The organism is Solirubrobacter ginsenosidimutans (assembly GCF_027587205.1).
Genome location: NZ_JAPDOD010000006.1, coordinates 53036 through 67140 on the forward strand (window position 1 = coordinate 53036; position 14105 = coordinate 67140).

19 protein-coding genes are annotated in these 14105 nt (G+C 70.5%); 8 read left to right on the forward strand and 11 right to left on the reverse strand.

The genetic code is table 11. The features are described from left to right. Positions 1 to 144: 144 nt before the first annotated feature. The 4 genes from OM076_RS47160 to OM076_RS09855 are packed head-to-tail and all read right to left on the reverse strand — an operon-like array spanning position 145 to position 1924. The gene (locus OM076_RS47160) at positions 145 to 522 is read right to left on the reverse strand and encodes an Rv1322 family protein (protein ID WP_505017719.1); all 378 of its coding nucleotides are present in this window, start codon (positions 520 to 522) and stop codon (positions 145 to 147) included. Further along, entirely contained in the window at positions 420 to 677 is a 258-nt protein-coding gene (locus OM076_RS09845) for a DUF7218 family protein (protein WP_270039493.1), read from the reverse strand. Before OM076_RS09845 ends, OM076_RS47160 begins: the two co-directional genes overlap by 103 nt. Positions 678 to 686: 9 nt before the next feature. After that, on the reverse strand, positions 687 to 1160 hold the full coding sequence (locus OM076_RS09850) for a cupin domain-containing protein (RefSeq protein ID WP_270039495.1): 474 nt from the start codon (positions 1158 to 1160) through the stop codon (positions 687 to 689). Positions 1161 to 1168: 8 nt separating this feature from the next. Further along, complete coding sequence (locus OM076_RS09855; RefSeq protein WP_270039496.1) at positions 1169 to 1924, reverse strand: VOC family protein; 756 nt, start codon at positions 1922 to 1924, stop codon at positions 1169 to 1171. 18 nt (positions 1925 to 1942) lie between these two features. Between OM076_RS09855 and OM076_RS09860 the strand changes: the two genes are divergently transcribed. After that, entirely contained in the window at positions 1943 to 2584 is a 642-nt protein-coding gene (locus OM076_RS09860) for an HD domain-containing protein (RefSeq protein WP_270039498.1), read from the forward strand. Here OM076_RS09860 and OM076_RS09865 read toward each other — a convergent pair. The 4 genes from OM076_RS09865 to OM076_RS09880 form a co-directional block, all read right to left on the reverse strand. Next, positions 2556 to 2729 carry a Sec-independent protein translocase subunit TatA/TatB gene (locus tag OM076_RS09865; RefSeq protein WP_270039499.1) on the reverse strand — a complete coding sequence of 58 codons (174 nt, stop codon included), beginning with the start codon at positions 2727 to 2729 and terminating at the stop codon, positions 2556 to 2558. The genes OM076_RS09860 and OM076_RS09865 overlap by 29 nt on opposite strands. 49 nt (positions 2730 to 2778) lie before the next feature. Continuing rightward, positions 2779 to 3135 carry a hypothetical protein gene (locus OM076_RS09870; RefSeq protein ID WP_270039501.1) on the reverse strand — a complete coding sequence of 119 codons (357 nt, stop codon included), beginning with the start codon at positions 3133 to 3135 and terminating at the stop codon, positions 2779 to 2781. Between the two features lie 10 nt (positions 3136 to 3145). Further along, entirely contained in the window at positions 3146 to 3499 is a 354-nt protein-coding gene (locus OM076_RS09875) for a hypothetical protein (RefSeq protein ID WP_270039503.1), read from the reverse strand. A gap of 251 nt (positions 3500 to 3750) precedes the next feature. Then, positions 3751 to 5955 carry an NADP-dependent isocitrate dehydrogenase gene (locus OM076_RS09880; protein WP_270039504.1) on the reverse strand — a complete coding sequence of 735 codons (2205 nt, stop codon included), beginning with the start codon at positions 5953 to 5955 and terminating at the stop codon, positions 3751 to 3753. A gap of 63 nt (positions 5956 to 6018) precedes the next feature. Here OM076_RS09880 and OM076_RS09885 point away from each other — a divergent pair, with 63 nt between their 5' ends. Then, positions 6019 to 6432 (forward strand): helix-turn-helix domain-containing protein, encoded by a 414-nt coding sequence (locus OM076_RS09885; RefSeq protein WP_270039506.1) that lies wholly within the window; start codon positions 6019 to 6021, stop codon positions 6430 to 6432. Positions 6433 to 6485: 53 nt separating this feature from the next. Continuing rightward, positions 6486 to 6905 (forward strand): VOC family protein, encoded by a 420-nt coding sequence (locus OM076_RS09890; protein WP_270039507.1) that lies wholly within the window; start codon positions 6486 to 6488, stop codon positions 6903 to 6905. A gap of 60 nt (positions 6906 to 6965) precedes the next feature. On the opposite strand, the gene OM076_RS09895 is transcribed toward OM076_RS09890, so the two are convergent. After that, positions 6966 to 7361: a hypothetical protein gene (locus OM076_RS09895; protein WP_270039509.1), complete on the reverse strand. Its 396-nt coding sequence runs from the start codon at positions 7359 to 7361 to the stop codon at positions 6966 to 6968. Between the two features lie 91 nt (positions 7362 to 7452). Here OM076_RS09895 and OM076_RS09900 point away from each other — a divergent pair, with 91 nt between their 5' ends. Then, positions 7453 to 8907, forward strand: coding sequence for a serine/threonine-protein kinase (locus OM076_RS09900; RefSeq protein ID WP_270039511.1), 1455 nt, complete (start codon positions 7453 to 7455; stop codon positions 8905 to 8907). Here the strand turns inward: OM076_RS09900 and OM076_RS09905 are convergent. Further along, entirely contained in the window at positions 8902 to 9573 is a 672-nt protein-coding gene (locus OM076_RS09905; RefSeq protein ID WP_270039512.1) for an FHA domain-containing protein, read from the reverse strand. The two genes, OM076_RS09900 and OM076_RS09905, sit on opposite strands and share 6 nt — an antisense overlap. Positions 9574 to 9650: 77 nt before the next feature. On the opposite strand from OM076_RS09905, the gene OM076_RS09910 reads away from it, so the two are divergent. Both OM076_RS09910 and OM076_RS09915 read left to right on the forward strand, forming a co-directional pair. Beyond that, positions 9651 to 10160: a DUF6636 domain-containing protein gene (locus tag OM076_RS09910; RefSeq protein WP_270039513.1), complete on the forward strand. Its 510-nt coding sequence runs from the start codon at positions 9651 to 9653 to the stop codon at positions 10158 to 10160. Positions 10161 to 10229: 69 nt separating this feature from the next. After that, on the forward strand, positions 10230 to 10658 hold the full coding sequence (locus OM076_RS09915) for a VOC family protein (protein WP_270039514.1): 429 nt from the start codon (positions 10230 to 10232) through the stop codon (positions 10656 to 10658). A 29-nt stretch (positions 10659 to 10687) separates the two neighbouring features. Here OM076_RS09915 and OM076_RS09920 read toward each other — a convergent pair whose 3' ends face one another. Then, complete coding sequence (locus OM076_RS09920) at positions 10688 to 10957, reverse strand: DUF3303 domain-containing protein (RefSeq protein ID WP_270039516.1); 270 nt, start codon at positions 10955 to 10957, stop codon at positions 10688 to 10690. Positions 10958 to 11055: 98 nt separating this feature from the next. On the opposite strand from OM076_RS09920, the gene OM076_RS09925 reads away from it, so the two are divergent. Together OM076_RS09925 and OM076_RS09930 are read left to right on the forward strand one after the other, a co-directional pair. Then, positions 11056 to 13791, forward strand: a complete 2736-nt coding sequence (locus OM076_RS09925) for a hypothetical protein (protein ID WP_270039517.1) — start codon at positions 11056 to 11058, stop codon at positions 13789 to 13791. A 53-nt stretch (positions 13792 to 13844) separates the two neighbouring features. Beyond that, the gene (locus tag OM076_RS09930) at positions 13845 to 14099 is read left to right on the forward strand and encodes a hypothetical protein (protein ID WP_270039518.1); all 255 of its coding nucleotides are present in this window, start codon (positions 13845 to 13847) and stop codon (positions 14097 to 14099) included. The last annotated feature ends 6 nt before the right edge of the window (positions 14100 to 14105 follow it).

A 14105-nucleotide genomic window follows, 5' to 3' on the forward strand; every position in this document is an offset into this window, starting at 1 on the left:
CACCCGGGCCGCTCCGCGCCATCTCTCCCGCCACCCGCACCGCGCCGGCCGCTCCACCCGGGCCGCGCCGCGCCACCTCTCCCGCCACCCGCACCGCGCCGGCCAACCCTCGCCCGCGCCGTGCGGCCCCGCGCGGCCGCCGCGTCACGCTTCCCCGCGCGACTTCCACCGTTCCAGCGCGCGCCGGATCGGGCCCGGGCGGCGCGGCTCGACCTCGTCGCGGAAGGGCAGGCGGCCGGCCTCGCGTTCAGCCAGCACGCACGCGGTATGGGCGTGGCGCCGGCGGCGGTCGTCGGCCTCGGGCTTGATCAGCATGTGCTCGCTGAGCGCCGAGAGGTACTGGTTGCAGAACGGGCAGCGATACGTCGCGGGCTTGCGGTTCGCCGCGGGGCGGACCGTCCACCACCGCGGCGGCTCGTTCAGTGGTTGCGCAGGGCGTCGATGAGCTCGTCCTTGGTCATCTTCGACCGGCCGTCGATCCCGATCTCCGCCGCGCGCTTTTCGAGGTCCTCCTTGTTCCACTCTTCATAGGAGGGTGCCTTACCGCCCTTCTCGGCGGTCGAGTGGCGGTCGGAGTTGGCGATCCGCGCCGCCTTCTCCTTGCTCGCGCCCTGATCGCGCAGGGCCTCGTACTGCTCGGGATCTTTGACGCTCGGTCCAGGGCTCTTCTGTGGCATGACCTCGCCCTACCCGGTCGGCCAGCGCTGAATGCCCTCACCGCCCACCGGGTCATACGCCGGCGGACCGAGCGCCGCGATCCGGCGCAGCGCGGCATCGTCCGCCTCGCGCAGCAGGTCGTAATCCTCCTGCCCGCGGGGATACGCGCCCATCACGCGGAACGCGCCGTCGTCGCGCGCCCGCCGATGGCCCGTGCCCGCAGGAAGCACCAGCACGTCCCCCGCCGAGACCTCGAAGGCCTCGCCCTGCGGACCGCCGAGCTCGATCGTCGCGCTGCCCGACAGCACCGCCAGCGCCTCGTGCGAGGTCGAGTGGAAGTGATGGAAGTCGAAGACCGTGCTCACCCACGTGCCACCCCACCCGTGCGCCGCGAACCGTTCCCGGGGATCGTCGAGTTCGACGCCGCGATAGAGCAGCACGGGGAACCGCGGGTGGTTCGGGATCACGTCGCCTGGCGGCGCATGCCAGAGCTCCAGCCGCAAACGTGCCCTCAGTCGTCGTAGTCGCCGGTCAAGGCCGCGAAGGTCGCGCCCTGCGGGTCGGTGAAGAGGGCGAACTTCCCGCTCGGCACCGGCACAGGGCCGACGACGACCGTCCCACCGAGGCCCGGAACCTCGGCCACCACTTGCTCGACGTTCTCGTGACCGAAGTACGGGACCCAGCTCGGAGCGCCGGCACCCGGTTCGAGCGTCATCATCCCGCCGTTGGAACGGTCGCCGTTCGTGATCACCCGGTAGCCGTGACCACCTGGGACCTCGACCGTCGTCCATCCGAACAGGTCGCCATAGAACTTCGCGGACTCCGCCGGATCGGGCGTCAGCAGGTCGTTCCACGCCATGGCGCCGGGCGCGTTGACCAGCGTCGCACCGATGTTCTTGCGCGGCTCCCACAGGTACAGGTGCGCGCCGGCCGGGTCCGCGATCGCCGCCGAACGCCCGATGTCGAAGATGTCGAACGGCTCCGCCACCAGTGTCGCGCCCAACTCGACCGCACGCGCCGCGGACGCGTCCACCGACTCGACCGTCACGTAGCAATTCCAGTGCGGTGGCTGCTCGGAGGCATACAGCGCACCCACGTCGCCGCCGCCGCGCAACGCGGTCGAATAGATCATCCCGTCACCGATCGGCACGTCGCGGTAGTCCCAGCTGAAGATGCTGGTGTAGAACGCCTTCGCGGCGTCGGCGTCGCTCGTCGCCAGCTCGGCCCAGGAGAAGGTCCCCGGCGCGTAGCTCGTTCGTTCACCCATGCGACGATCCTACGCCCGATGCCCGAGACCTACACCGACCGGCCACTGCTCGGAGACAACTTCGATCGTGCCCTGATCCTCGCCGCCGACCATCACCGCCGGCAGCTGCGCAAAGGCACGCAGATCCCGTACGTCGCGCACCTGCTCGGCGTCACGTCGCTCGTCCTCGAGATGGGAGGGAGCGAGACCGAGGCGATCGGCGCGCTGCTGCACGACGCGGTCGAGGACGGCGGCGGCCCGCCGATGCTCGAGCGCATCCGGACCGAGTTCGGCGAGGACGCCGCGCGGATCGTCGCCGCCAACTCCGACAGCGACGCCGAGCCCAAGCCGCCGTGGTACCGGCGCAAGCGCGCCTACCTCGACGCGATCGCCCACAAGCAGCCCGACGAGCTGCGCGTGTCCCTGGCCGACAAGCTCCACAACGCCCGCGCGATCCTGCTCGATTACCGCACCCACGGCGAGGGTCTGTGGGATCGCTTCAAGACCGGCGAGGGCGACTCGATCCGCTGGTACTACCGCTCGCTGTATGAGGCGTTCTCCGCCCGCCGCGAGGACCTCAGCGCCCTCGCCCTCCCCGCGCTCGACGAACTCGGCCGGACGGTCGCCGAGATCGACCGTCTCGCCGACCGCGCTAGACCGGCTTCTCCTCGGCAGCCTTAGTGCCGTCCAGCTCAGCGGTCGCCGAACGACCGCTGATGCTGTCCTTGAACTCGCGGATCCCGGCCCCGAGGCTGCGGCCGGCGGACGGCAGGCGCTTCGGGCCGAGCACGAGCAAAGCGATGACCGCGACGATCGCGATCTCCATGGGTCCGATGTTGGGCATGCCGGAAGCATTGACAGAACCACGACCGGCCTTAGTGCAATTCCTGTGAAGCGGCCGCGTCGTGCCGTTCGAGCACCGCACGAACGGCCGCGGGGTGCTCGAGTGCCGGACACGCCGTCTCCCAGTTCGTGAAGACCTCCGTCAGCGCCTCGCCGAGCGAGATCTCCTCGTAGAGATCCCGCGAGTGGTACGCGAAGGCCCGGCCGTCCAGACCCAGGTGCAGGTAGCGTCGCGTCGAGAAGTGCTTGTACGCATGGACCTCGAGCCCGTCGTCGAGCTCGATGCCGCCCATCCACATGAAGCCGTCATCGACGAGCTCGAGCCCGAGGAGCTCGAGCAACGGCTCCCACACCGGCCGCTCGAGGGTCATCGGCTCTCCCCGCTGCATCCCAACCACCTCACGCCGTCTCGGACGCCGCCGAGCGGTGCCGTTCCAGCAAGGCTCGGACGGCCTCGGCGTTGCGCGGTCGCGGCACGGCGTCCTCCCACCCGTTGAACGCCTGCTCCAGCGCCTGCCGCGCCGAGACCTCTTCGTAGCGCTCGGTCCCCGCCCCGACGGCGAACGCCCGTCCGTCAACCGCGAGATGGATGTACTGGCGGGTGGCGATGCTCTTGTACGCGTGAACCTCCGCGCCGTCGTCGAGCTTGAGCGCGAACATCCACATGAAGCAGGGCACGACGTCCCGCCCCACGAGGTTGACCAGCGGCTCCCAGGAGGGCTTGAGGCCCTTGGTGATCGTTCCGGTGTGCATGGCCGGAAGCATCCGCCTGGCGCTTGCGACGAGACAAGACGTCTTTGTTCCAACTCTGCGACGAAATCGTCACAATTTCGCGCAATAGCGCGATCGATCCAGATGTTGATGCAGACTGCGTCGTCCGGCTGGCGACCAACCCGCGGATCGGCCGGCCGGACACGGTCGACGCCGTCCTGAGCTTCATCGACGTCGTGGCCGAGCCGCCTGCGCAGCTGCTGCAGGCGGGCTCGAATCGACGGATGAACTGGTCAGGCAGGCGCGCGAAGCGTCTCGATCGCCGCGTTGAACGTCTCGCTCGGTCGCATCACCGCGTCGGTCTTGTCGCGATCGACGAAGTAGTAGCCACCGAGATCGACACTCACATCTTGCACCCCATTGAGCTCATCCACGATCGTCGCCTCGTCCGCCGCCAGGCGCTCCGCGAGCGGCGCGAACGTCTCGCCCAGTTCCGGATCGGAGGCCAGCGCCTGCGCCCAGTACAGCGCCAGGTAGAAGTGCGAGCCGCGATTGTCGAGCTCGTTGACGCGGCGCGACGGCGACTTGCCCTCCTCGAGCAGCTTGCCCGTGGCTTCGTCGAGCGTGCGGCCGAGGATCGCGGCGCGCGGGTTATCGCTCGCTTCCGCGAGCTTCTCGAGCGAGACCGCCAGCGCGAGGAACTCGCCGAGCGAGTCCCAGCGCAGGTGGTTCTCGCGCACGAGTTGCTGGACGTGCTTCGGGGCCGATCCGCCGGCGCCCGTCTCGAACAGCCCGCCGCCGTTCATCAGGGGCACGATCGAGAGCATCTTCGCGCTGGTGCCGAGCTCGAGGATCGGGAACAGGTCCGTGAGGTAGTCGCGCAGGACGTTGCCGGTGACGGAGATCGTGTCCTCGCCGCGGGCCGCGCGGGCGAGCGTGAACCGCGTCGCCTCACCCACCGGCAGGACGCGGATGTCGAGGCCCGACGTGTCGTGGTCCTCCAGATACAGCCGCACCTTGGCCAACACCTGGGCGTCGTGCGCGCGCGTCTCGTCCAGCCAGAAGACGGTCGGCGAGCCCGTCGCCCGCGCGCGCTCGACGGCGAGCCGAACCCAGTCGCGCACCGGTGCGTCCTTCGTCTGGCAGGCGCGCCAGATGTCGCCGGCGTCGACGTCGTGCTCCAAGAGGACGTCGCCGGCCGACGAGACCACCCGCACCACGCCCGGAGCGGCGATCTCGAACGTCTTGTCGTGCGACCCGTACTCCTCGGCCTTCTGCGCCATCAGGCCGACGTTCGGCGTCGTGCCCATGGTCGTGGGGTCGAACGCGCCGTTCTCGCGGCAGAAGTCGATCGTCTCCGCGTAGAGGGCCGCGTAGGAGGAGTCCGGGATGACGGCCTTGGCGTCCTGCGGGTCACCGGCGGCGTTCCACATCTGCCCGCTGGTACGGATCATCGCCGGCATCGAGGCGTCGATGATCACGTCGGACGGCACATGGAGGTTCGTGATCCCGCGGTCGGAGTCGACCATCGCGAGGTCGGGCCCGGCCTCGTAGGTCGCCGCGATCGCGGCCTCGATCGCTTCCCGCGAAGGCGAGTCGGCGATCGACGTGAGCACGCTCGCGAGCCCGTTGTTGGGGTTCGCTCCCGCCAGCGCGTCGGCGAACTCGGTGAACACGCCGCCGAAGTACGCGCGCACCGCGTGCCCGAAGATGATCGGGTCGGAGACCTTCATCATCGTCGCCTTCATGTGCAGGGAGAAGAGGACGCCACGCTCCTTGGCGTCGGCGATCTGCTCGGCCAGGAACGCGTCGAGCGCGCTCCGGCGCATCACCGCCGCGTCGACGATCTCGCCGGCGAGCACCGGGATCGACTCCTTCAGCACGGTCGGAGCGCCGTCGGCACCGACGAACTCGATCCGCAGGGTGTCGTCGGCGTCGACCGTGACGGACTTCTCGGTCGAGCGGAAGTCACCGTCCGACATCGTCGAGACGTGCGACTGCGACTCCGGAGACCATGCGCCCATCGAGTGCGGGTGCGAGCGGGCGAAGGCCTTCACGGACGCGGGCGCGCGCCGGTCCGAGTTGCCCTCGCGCAGCACGGGGTTGACGGCGGAGCCCTTGACGCGGTCGTACGCGTCGCGCGCCGCGCGCTCCTCGTCGGAGGCCGGCGAGTCCGGGTAGTCCGGGACGGCGTAGCCCGCCTCCTGCAGCTCCTTGATCGCGCTCTTGAGCTGCGGGATCGAGGCGCTGATGTTCGGCAGCTTGATGATGTTGGCCTCGGGCGTCTTGGCCAGCTCGCCGAGCTCGGCGAGGGCGTCCGCGACCCGCTGGTCGTCGGTCAAGCGATCCGGGAACTGGGACAGGATGCGCGCCGCCAAGGAGATGTCGCGCAACTCGATGTCGACGCCCGCCTGGCCGGCGAACGCCTCGATGATCGGCAGGAACGAGTGCGTCGCCAGCGCGGGCGCCTCGTCCGTGTAGGTGTAGATGAGCTTCATCAGAGCCTGCCCCGAGTTCGTGATCCTGAGAGGGTGCAGGCTATCGGCGATAATCGAGCGGCGATGGCCTACGCCCCACCCGCCCGTCACCTGCTGCGTGCCAAGGACCTCGCGGACGCCCGCTACGCCGACGACCTCGACGTCGAGGACATGGCCAAGGCAGCCGGTTTGTCGAAGGCGCACTTCTCCCGCGAGTTCCGCCGCGCGTTCGGTGAATCACCGCACGTCTATCTCCTGACCAGACGGCTCGAACGGGCCGCGGCGCTGCTGCGGACCACGGATCGCAGCATCGCCGACATCTGCTTCAGCGTCGGCCTGCAGAGCATCGGCTCGTTCACCACGAGCTTCACCCGCATGTTCGAGCTTTCGCCGGCGGCGTACCGCGCCTCGTTCCCGCCCGCGGCGTCGCAAGTCGTCGTGCCGTCGTGCGTCGTTCGGGTCTACGGCCGCCCGCAGCACCGTCCCGCAGATCGCTGAAAGAGCACATTTCGAGAAGACAAGGCACGGCGGGTAGCGATTAGCTTCCGTCCATGCTCAAGATCGCCACCACGCAGGTTTGGGTCAACGACCAGGAGGAGGCGCTCGCCTTCTACACCGACAAGCTCGGCATGGAGGTTCGCGCCGACGTGACGATGCCCGAGATGGGCGACTTCCGCTGGCTGACCGTCAGCCCCGCCGGCCAGGAGGACGTGGCGATCGTCCTGATGGCGGTCCCGGGTCCGCCGGTCTTCGACGCCGACACCGCCCAGGCCATCCGCGACCTCACCGCGAAGGGTGCCGCGAGCGCCATCTTCCTCACCACGGACGACGTCTACGCGGAGGCCGAGGGCCTGAAGGCGCGCGGCGTGGAGCTCGTCGACGAACCGCAGGAGCGCCCGTACGGCATCGACTGCTCCTTCCGTGACCCGTCGGGCAACCACTTCCGGCTCACGCAGCTGACGGAGTTCTAGCGCGCTCCTCCCCGGGGTCGCCGCCTTCGGCCCGTCCACGGCGCCGGAGGCGGCACACCCTCAGAACGCGTACGCGTCTTCGCGGGAGATCCAGAATCCGACGCGGTGCGACGCCCAGCTCGGGACGTAGGAGCAGGACAGCCCGGAGGATGAGGAGTCGCAGCGGTACGGGCCGAGCTGGTAGGTGCCGCCGTAGTACAGCGTGCGCCCACGGCCGCGCGCGACGGGACGGTAGTGCGTCGAGTAGGCGTCCCCGCGGGTGGAGATACTCATCGTCCGCCCGGGGTCGTCGGCGCTGCACGTGAGGCTCCAGCCGGGGCCGCCGTAGTTGCGGGCCACGCAGTTGATGTTCCCGGTCGGGGTGTGGGCCCGGACCGCGCTGGACGCCGAGGCGCTGGAGGCACCAAAGGCACCGAGCAGCACGGCTGACGTGGCGATGATCTTGGTGATGTGCATAGGGGCAGGTTCCGGCGAGAAGGGTCGTTCGTGAATGACCCGGCCGGGGGGACCGCATCCCCCGGTAGGCTGCGATCGAATGTCGTTGGCCATGCCTCGCCCCGGCGATCGTGTGGGTCCCTACCGGCTGATCGAAGTGGCCGGCGAGGGCGGGATGGGCGTCGTCTACCGAGCGGCCGACACGCTGCTCAACGACCGCGCGGTGGCGGTGAAGGTGATGGCCGCGCATCTGTCTGCGGAACCCGCGTACCGAGCCGCGTTCCTGCACGAGGCGCAGGTCGCCGCGGAGGTCAGCCACCCGCACGTCGTCCCGGTGCACGCCGCGGGCGAGAGCGACGGCCTGCTCTACCTCGCGATGGCCTGGATCGACGGGCGCAACCTGCGCGAGCTCGCGGCCGCCGGCGGGCTCTCCGCCGCCCACGTGGTGATGCTGGTGCGCCAGATCGCGCGGGCGCTCGACGCGATCCACGACGCCGGCATCGTCCACGGCGACATCAAGCCGTCGAACATCCTCGTCCACGACTCCGACCACGCCTACCTGCTCGATTTCGGCGTCGCCCGAAGGACCCGCTACGCCGACCCACGCACGAACGAGCTCGTCGGCGGGACGCCCGCGTACTCGGCGCCGGAGGCCGTCAAAGGCCCTTTCAGCGATCGCTACGCGCTCGGCTGCGTGGTCTTCGAACTGCTGACCGGCGAGCGGCCGTTCGGCGGCGGCGACGCCCACCTGCTCGCCCGCCGCCACGCCCAGTCGCCTCGCCCGCGCGTCTCAGACGTCGTGCCCGAGCTGGCCTCGTTCGACGTCGCGGTGATGCGCGCGATGGCGATCAACCCGGCGGAGCGCTTCGACTCCGGCGCCGAGTTCGGCCGCGCGCTCGAGCAGGCGGACCGGGCCGCGGTCGAGCCGACGACGCTGGTGCTGCTCCCGCGCCGGCGGGAGCCGACGACCCCGAGCGAGCACGAGACCGCGATCTGGACCGACGACGACGGAGACGCGACCCCCGGGTTGACGGCGCCGCGTCGCGAGGTAGGGACGCGCCGCGCGCCCACACCCGCCCCACCGCCCGCCAAGACCCGCCTCGGCGTCCTCACCCTCGTCGCGCTCCTCCTCGCCGCCGCCGCCGTTCTCGTCGTCACCACCCAAGGCGGAGGCGGCGACGACCTCGCCACCCGCCAACGCGCGGAGGACCAGAAGGTCATCACCCGCCTGATCACCCACTACGGCACCGCGCTCGCCGACGGCGACCTCGACCTGCTCGCCCGCACCGTCTCGCCAAACGTGATCCGGCACGGCTCAGACGGCGTCCAGGGCAAGTGCGCCAACGATCAGGGCTCCAAGCGAGCCCTCGCCCGCTGGGCGGCGCAGTTCGACGAACTCAAGGGCTACAAGGTCGCCAAGCCGACCATCCGAATCGACGGCAGGAGCGCCACCGTCACGGCGCAGAGCGGCGTCGCCGAGTCCGAGCCGGAGCCCATCCGCTTCACCACCCACCTCGACGACGGCACCTGGCGGATCACCGAGGTCGTCGCGCCGCCGTGCTCATAGATCGGCGCGGCCGACCACGCCGAGGCGGACGGCCCGGGCCGCCAGCTCCGCCCGCTTCGCCGCCGGCGCGACGGCATCGAGCCCGAAGCGCTCATAGAGGTCTTTGAGGTGCGACTTGACCGTCTCGGGCGAGATCACCAGCGCCGCGGCGATCTCCGCGTTGCCCGCCGGCGACGCCGCACCCGAGAGCACCGGTCGCACGAACGCGACGAGCACCGCCCGCTGCGCCGCCGTGATCGCCGGAGCCGATTCGCCGGTCGCGGTCACCGTCGCGTCGACCGGCCGCACCGCACCCGCCCGGTACGAGAGCACGGTGTGCCCGATCCGGACCCGAGCGCCATCCCCGAGCCGGCGCCGCCCGTCGAGCCGCGCGTCATCCACCCACGTCCCGTTGCGCGAGAGCCCGCGATCCTCCACGACCCACCCGTCCCCGAGCCGGACCAGCTCGAGATGGGTGCGGCTCACGCCGGGGTCGTCGTCGATGACCACGTCGCAGTCCACGGCGCGCCCAACCGTCAAGTGATCGTCGCCGGCTTCGAGCACGACCACCTCCGCGAACCCGTCGCCGCGCGTGCGCTGCAGCAACGGCAACCCCAGTCGCTCGAGCGTCACCAGCAGCTGGAGTCCGGACGCGACCGTCGCCGATTCGGACACGTGCACCTCCACCGGCCAGAGCCTACGGGGGAGTCCGCACCCCCGCGCGGGCGATGGCGCGCAGCCAAACCCAAGCCAGAATCGACGCCATGAAGTCCGTCGCGCTCGCCCTCGCCGCGCTCACCCTCACCGCGTGCGGCGCCGAGACGCCCGTCCGTCACTCGATCGCCGGCGGCGACCCCGGCACCACGGCCGCACCCACCGCGACCCCCACGCCCAAACCCGAGGACTTCGAGTCCTTCCGGACCCCGTCCGGCCGCCTGCGCTGCACCATCGCCGAGCAGGCCCTGGTATGCCAGGTCACGCTGCTGCCGAGCGACACGCACTATCCCGAGCCGAGCCAGAGAATCTCACCGGAATGCGAGGAGCTCGCCCCCAAGCAGTGGGGCAACGCGGTCAGGCTCCCGGCGGACGCCGACGCGTACCCACTGTGCGCCACCGACGTCGAGGTCCCGGACCCGGATCCGCCGGCGCTGGCCTACGGGAAGACCTGGGAACGCGATGGCTTCACGTGCACGTCCGAGGAGCAGGGGCTGACGTGCAACAGCGGCCGCCACGTCTTCTTCGCCAACCGCGACGTCATCACGATCAACCCTTGAGCGAGGCGGCAAACCAGGTGCGCACGATTCGAGAAGACAGAGCGAAACGGCGCGCGTAATTTGCCTCCTATGCAGACACTCGCCAACGCACAGCTCTGGGTTCTCGATCAGGACGAGGCCCTCGCCTTCTACGTGGACAAGCTCGGCTGGACCAAGCGCGAAGATCTCTCCCCGCCGGAGCTCGGCGGCTTCCGCTGGCTCTCCGTCGCGCCGACGGCGGACGCCGACACCTCGGTCGTCCTGATGGCCATCCCGGGCGAGCCGGTGTTCACCGACGAGACCGCGGCCACGGTTCGCGACCTCCTGACCAAGGGCGCCGCCGGCGCGATCTTCCTGACCGTCGACGACGTCCAGGCCGAGTACGAGGCGCTCAAGGCCCGCGGCGTCGACCTCCCCGAGCCGACGGAACAGCCGTGGGGCATCGACACCGGCTTCCGCGACCCGTCGGGCAACCACATCCGGCTCGCCCAGCGCGTCGAGATCCCCGCGGTCGCGTAACGGCCATGTGCCTCTACGCCCCGCCGCGCTCATTCACGAGCGCGGACCGCATCACCTACCCGGCTGCCGGCGACGACGGGGACGATCTCGAAGTCGGCGAGGTCCTCCCAGTTGGCGACCCACGCCTGCAGAAGAGTGATGTCCTCGCATTCCATCACCTGGAAGCAGCGCGTTAGATCCGCGGTCACGTAGCTGGCCACGAACTCCAGGCCCTCGGGCATCAGGCGCCCGTCCCGCTCGAAGCGTTCATAGATGGGGCGGGCGCCGTTGACGAAGTGCTCGATCACCATGAATTGCATGGGGGCGATCCTATGGAGGGTCACGGGATCGTCACCGGCGCAGGGTGGAGCGGACCGTAGCGTCCGCCCGACACTGTCGCTTATGGAGGAGCGCTTCCTTGTCACGTGTTCTTCGCACCGTGCTGCTCGCCGGTGCGCTGTCTGTCACCGGCGTCGCCAGCGCGCACGCCGCCACGCCTGATCGGATCGCCGTCGTCGCCGTGGGCACGCCCGGCGGCCCGGCGTTGACCGCCGCCGCGGCGCCCGTCTCGATCCTGCAGGTCGTCGCGGGCGGCGACGGCTACGGCTCGTTCACGAAGCTGCCGAACGACGTCACGTTGAGCGGCACCGAGCAGATGGAGGGCCACTTGACGGCGTCGCCGGACGGCTCGCTGCTGCTGCCCGCCTACGGCGCCGCGGTCGGGACGCCCGCGGTGAACACCACGGCGTCCGCGGACGTCCCGCGCGTCGTCGCGAAGATCGCCGCGACCGGCACGGTCACCACGCCCACCCGCCTCACCGACGCCTTCAGCGGCGGCGCCATCACGTCCGTCTCGACGATCGACGGCGACCGTCTGTGGCTGTCCGGCACCGGCGGCAACGGGTCGGTCGTGACCACGACCACCGGCTCGACCACGTCGGTTCCGCTGGTCACGACGCCGAACGCGGCAAGCGCCGTCATGGCCGTCCCCGGCGGCGGGCTGTTCGTCAGCCCCGGCTACGCGAGCAACGACGAGCACCTGTACCAGGCGAGCACGGACCTCCCCACAAGCGGGATCCACCCCACGACCCGGGTCATGACGACCAACCCGAACAGTGACTCGACGATCCCGGGCCAGTCCGTGTTCCTCGACCTCGACGGCACGCCAGGCCCCGAAACCGCCTACGTCTCCACGCCGTCGAACCTCTACAAGTTCCGCCTGCTCAACGGCGTCTGGGAGAACGCCGGCGCCACGAGCACCAACGGCGGCACGATCGCGCTGACGATGTCCGACGGCGTCGCCCACATCTACACCACCAACCGCGTCGGGGTGATGGAGCAGGACGACCTGACGCCGAACGCGAACACGTTCACCTATTCGCAGTCGCAGTTCCTCGCGACGGCGCCGGACGGCATGGAGTTCCGCGGCGTGGCCGTGCTGCCGGCCGCCGCCACGCCCGCGCCGCAGCTGGACCTCAGCACGCTCAGCCTGCCCAATGCCGTCGGCGATCCGACGCAGCCACCGCTCGGGGCGACCGTGACCGACACGGTCACCCCGGCCGGCCCGTTCACCTTCTCGAGCACGACCGAGGTCCCGTTCACCTTCCTCGCGCCGAACGCCTTCGACGTGGCCGCACTCGACCCGACCCACTTCAACCTGACGTTCAAGCCCAGCGCCATCGGCCGCGCCACGATCACCGTTACGGTCGCGGCGCCGGACGGCCGCAGCTTCACGCGGACGTTCGGTTACGGCGCCTCGGCGGCGACCGACGCCACCTCGCGCTACCTCGCCGGCGGCTCGGACGCCTCGACGGCGATCGACGTCGGCGGTGGCTACTCGCTGGTCGCCGATGACGAGCTCAACGTGATCGGCCTCTACCCGGACGACCGCTCCGGGAAGCCGCTCACGAACTGGGACTTCAGCGCGGTGAGCAACGTCGATCTCGCCGTCGTCAACAAGAAGAAGGAGCGGGACATCGAGGCGTCCGCGCGGGCCGGCGATCGCGTCTACTGGGCCGGCTCGCACGGCCTGGACAAGGACGCCAAGGTCGCGCCCGAACGCAACACGCTCTACGCGACCGACGTCACCGGAAGTGGCGCCGACGCGAGCCTCAGATACGTCGGCCAGTACAACAACCTGCAGGCCGATCTCGCCGCATGGGATCACGCCAACGGCCACGGCCTTGGCGCCGACTACCTCGGCATCACGAAGTCGGTGACCAAGGGCAGCGACCCGAAGGCCGCGGACGGCTCGGGCCTCTCGATCGAGGGTCTCGAGTTCGCGCCCGGCAGCACGTCGACGGCGTACGTCGCGTTCCGCGCGCCGCTTGAGCCGGCGTCGAACCGGCACCTCGCGCTGGTCGTGCCGGTGACGAATTTCGACCAGCTCGTCCAAGGCAATCCGCAGACGGCCGTCCACGCCGCGTTCGGCGCACCGCTGCTGTGGGACCTCGGCGGGCTCGGCGTGCGGGAGATCCGCCGCAACGACGCCGGCCAGTACCTGATCGTGGCGGGTGCGGTCGACGCGGCGCCGCGGTTCGCGCTGTACGCGTGGGACGGGGTCGCGGCCCACGCGCCCGTCAAGACGCAGGACCTGGCGGCCGGGACCGAGGGCACCGGCTGGGAGGGCGTGATGTCGCTTCCGTCGCCGTTCGTGCACGGGTCCGTCGCGCGTCTGGTCGGCGACCGCGGCGACGCCGACATCTACGCCTACGGCACCGCGGCGAAGGATCTCGGAGCCGTCATGCGCACCTCGCGCAGCGACACGTTCGCGCTGGACGCCGTGCCGACGGTGCTGGGCGGCCCGGGCGGCGTCGTGCCCGCGACGCTGTCGCTCACGCTCGGCGCTCCGGCCTCCTTCGGCGCGTTCACGCCGGGCGTCGCGAAGGAGTACACGGCGGCGACCACCGCGAACGTCATCTCGACTGCGGGTGACGCGACGCTGACGGTCAGCGACCCCGGCCATCTGATGAACGGGACGTTCGCGCTGCCTGAACCGCTGCGGATCGCGATCGCGCCCGCCACTTGGAGCGCCCCGGTCTCCAACGCGCCGGTGGCCATCACGTTCCGCCAGACGATCGGCGCCACCGACGCCGTGCGCACGGGCACCTACACGCGTTCGTTGACGTTCACGCTGTCGACGACCACGCCGTAGCGCCTCTCTCGCGGGCGGGGGGCGAATTTCCTCGCTCCCCGCCTACGGGAGTCATGACCCCACTCCTCCAGCTCGTCGACGCGCTCATGGAGTCGACCGACCCGGTCTTCTCGATCGTCGACGACATCGACCTCGCGCCGTCACCCGACGACGCCCGCGCGATGCTCAGCGCGATCCTCGCCCCGCTCGAGCAGCTCTACGACCCGCGCGACCTGCTCGTCGCGACCGCCGTGCTGGAGGCCGTGGCGCCGATGCTCACCCACACCGGGATGCTCCTCGGGCCGCCGCCAACCGGCCGCCCGGTATAGCTCAGG

Excerpts from the sequence above, each read along its gene's own strand:
- OM076_RS09845 (WP_270039493.1), bottom strand. The coding sequence starts at position 677 with ATGCCACAGAAGAGCCCTGGACCGAGCGTCAAAGATCCCGAGCAGTAC.
- OM076_RS09855 (WP_270039496.1), bottom strand. The coding sequence starts at position 1,924 with ATGGGTGAACGAACGAGCTACGCGCCGGGGACCTTCTCCTGGGCCGAG.
- OM076_RS09860 (WP_270039498.1), top strand. The coding sequence starts at position 1,943 with ATGCCCGAGACCTACACCGACCGGCCACTGCTCGGAGACAACTTCGAT.
- OM076_RS09865 (WP_270039499.1), bottom strand. The coding sequence starts at position 2,729 with ATGGAGATCGCGATCGTCGCGGTCATCGCTTTGCTCGTGCTCGGCCCG.
- OM076_RS09870 (WP_270039501.1), bottom strand. The coding sequence starts at position 3,135 with ATGCAGCGGGGAGAGCCGATGACCCTCGAGCGGCCGGTGTGGGAGCCG.
- OM076_RS09875 (WP_270039503.1), bottom strand. The coding sequence starts at position 3,499 with ATGCACACCGGAACGATCACCAAGGGCCTCAAGCCCTCCTGGGAGCCG.
- OM076_RS09880 (WP_270039504.1), bottom strand. The coding sequence starts at position 5,955 with ATGAAGCTCATCTACACCTACACGGACGAGGCGCCCGCGCTGGCGACG.
- OM076_RS09885 (WP_270039506.1), top strand. The coding sequence starts at position 6,019 with ATGGCCTACGCCCCACCCGCCCGTCACCTGCTGCGTGCCAAGGACCTC.
- OM076_RS09890 (WP_270039507.1), top strand. The coding sequence starts at position 6,486 with ATGCTCAAGATCGCCACCACGCAGGTTTGGGTCAACGACCAGGAGGAG.
- OM076_RS09895 (WP_270039509.1), bottom strand. The coding sequence starts at position 7,361 with ATGCACATCACCAAGATCATCGCCACGTCAGCCGTGCTGCTCGGTGCC.
- OM076_RS09900 (WP_270039511.1), top strand. The coding sequence starts at position 7,453 with ATGCCTCGCCCCGGCGATCGTGTGGGTCCCTACCGGCTGATCGAAGTG.
- OM076_RS09910 (WP_270039513.1), top strand. The coding sequence starts at position 9,651 with ATGAAGTCCGTCGCGCTCGCCCTCGCCGCGCTCACCCTCACCGCGTGC.
- OM076_RS09915 (WP_270039514.1), top strand. The coding sequence starts at position 10,230 with ATGCAGACACTCGCCAACGCACAGCTCTGGGTTCTCGATCAGGACGAG.
- OM076_RS09920 (WP_270039516.1), bottom strand. The coding sequence starts at position 10,957 with ATGCAATTCATGGTGATCGAGCACTTCGTCAACGGCGCCCGCCCCATC.
- OM076_RS09930 (WP_270039518.1), top strand. The coding sequence starts at position 13,845 with ATGACCCCACTCCTCCAGCTCGTCGACGCGCTCATGGAGTCGACCGAC.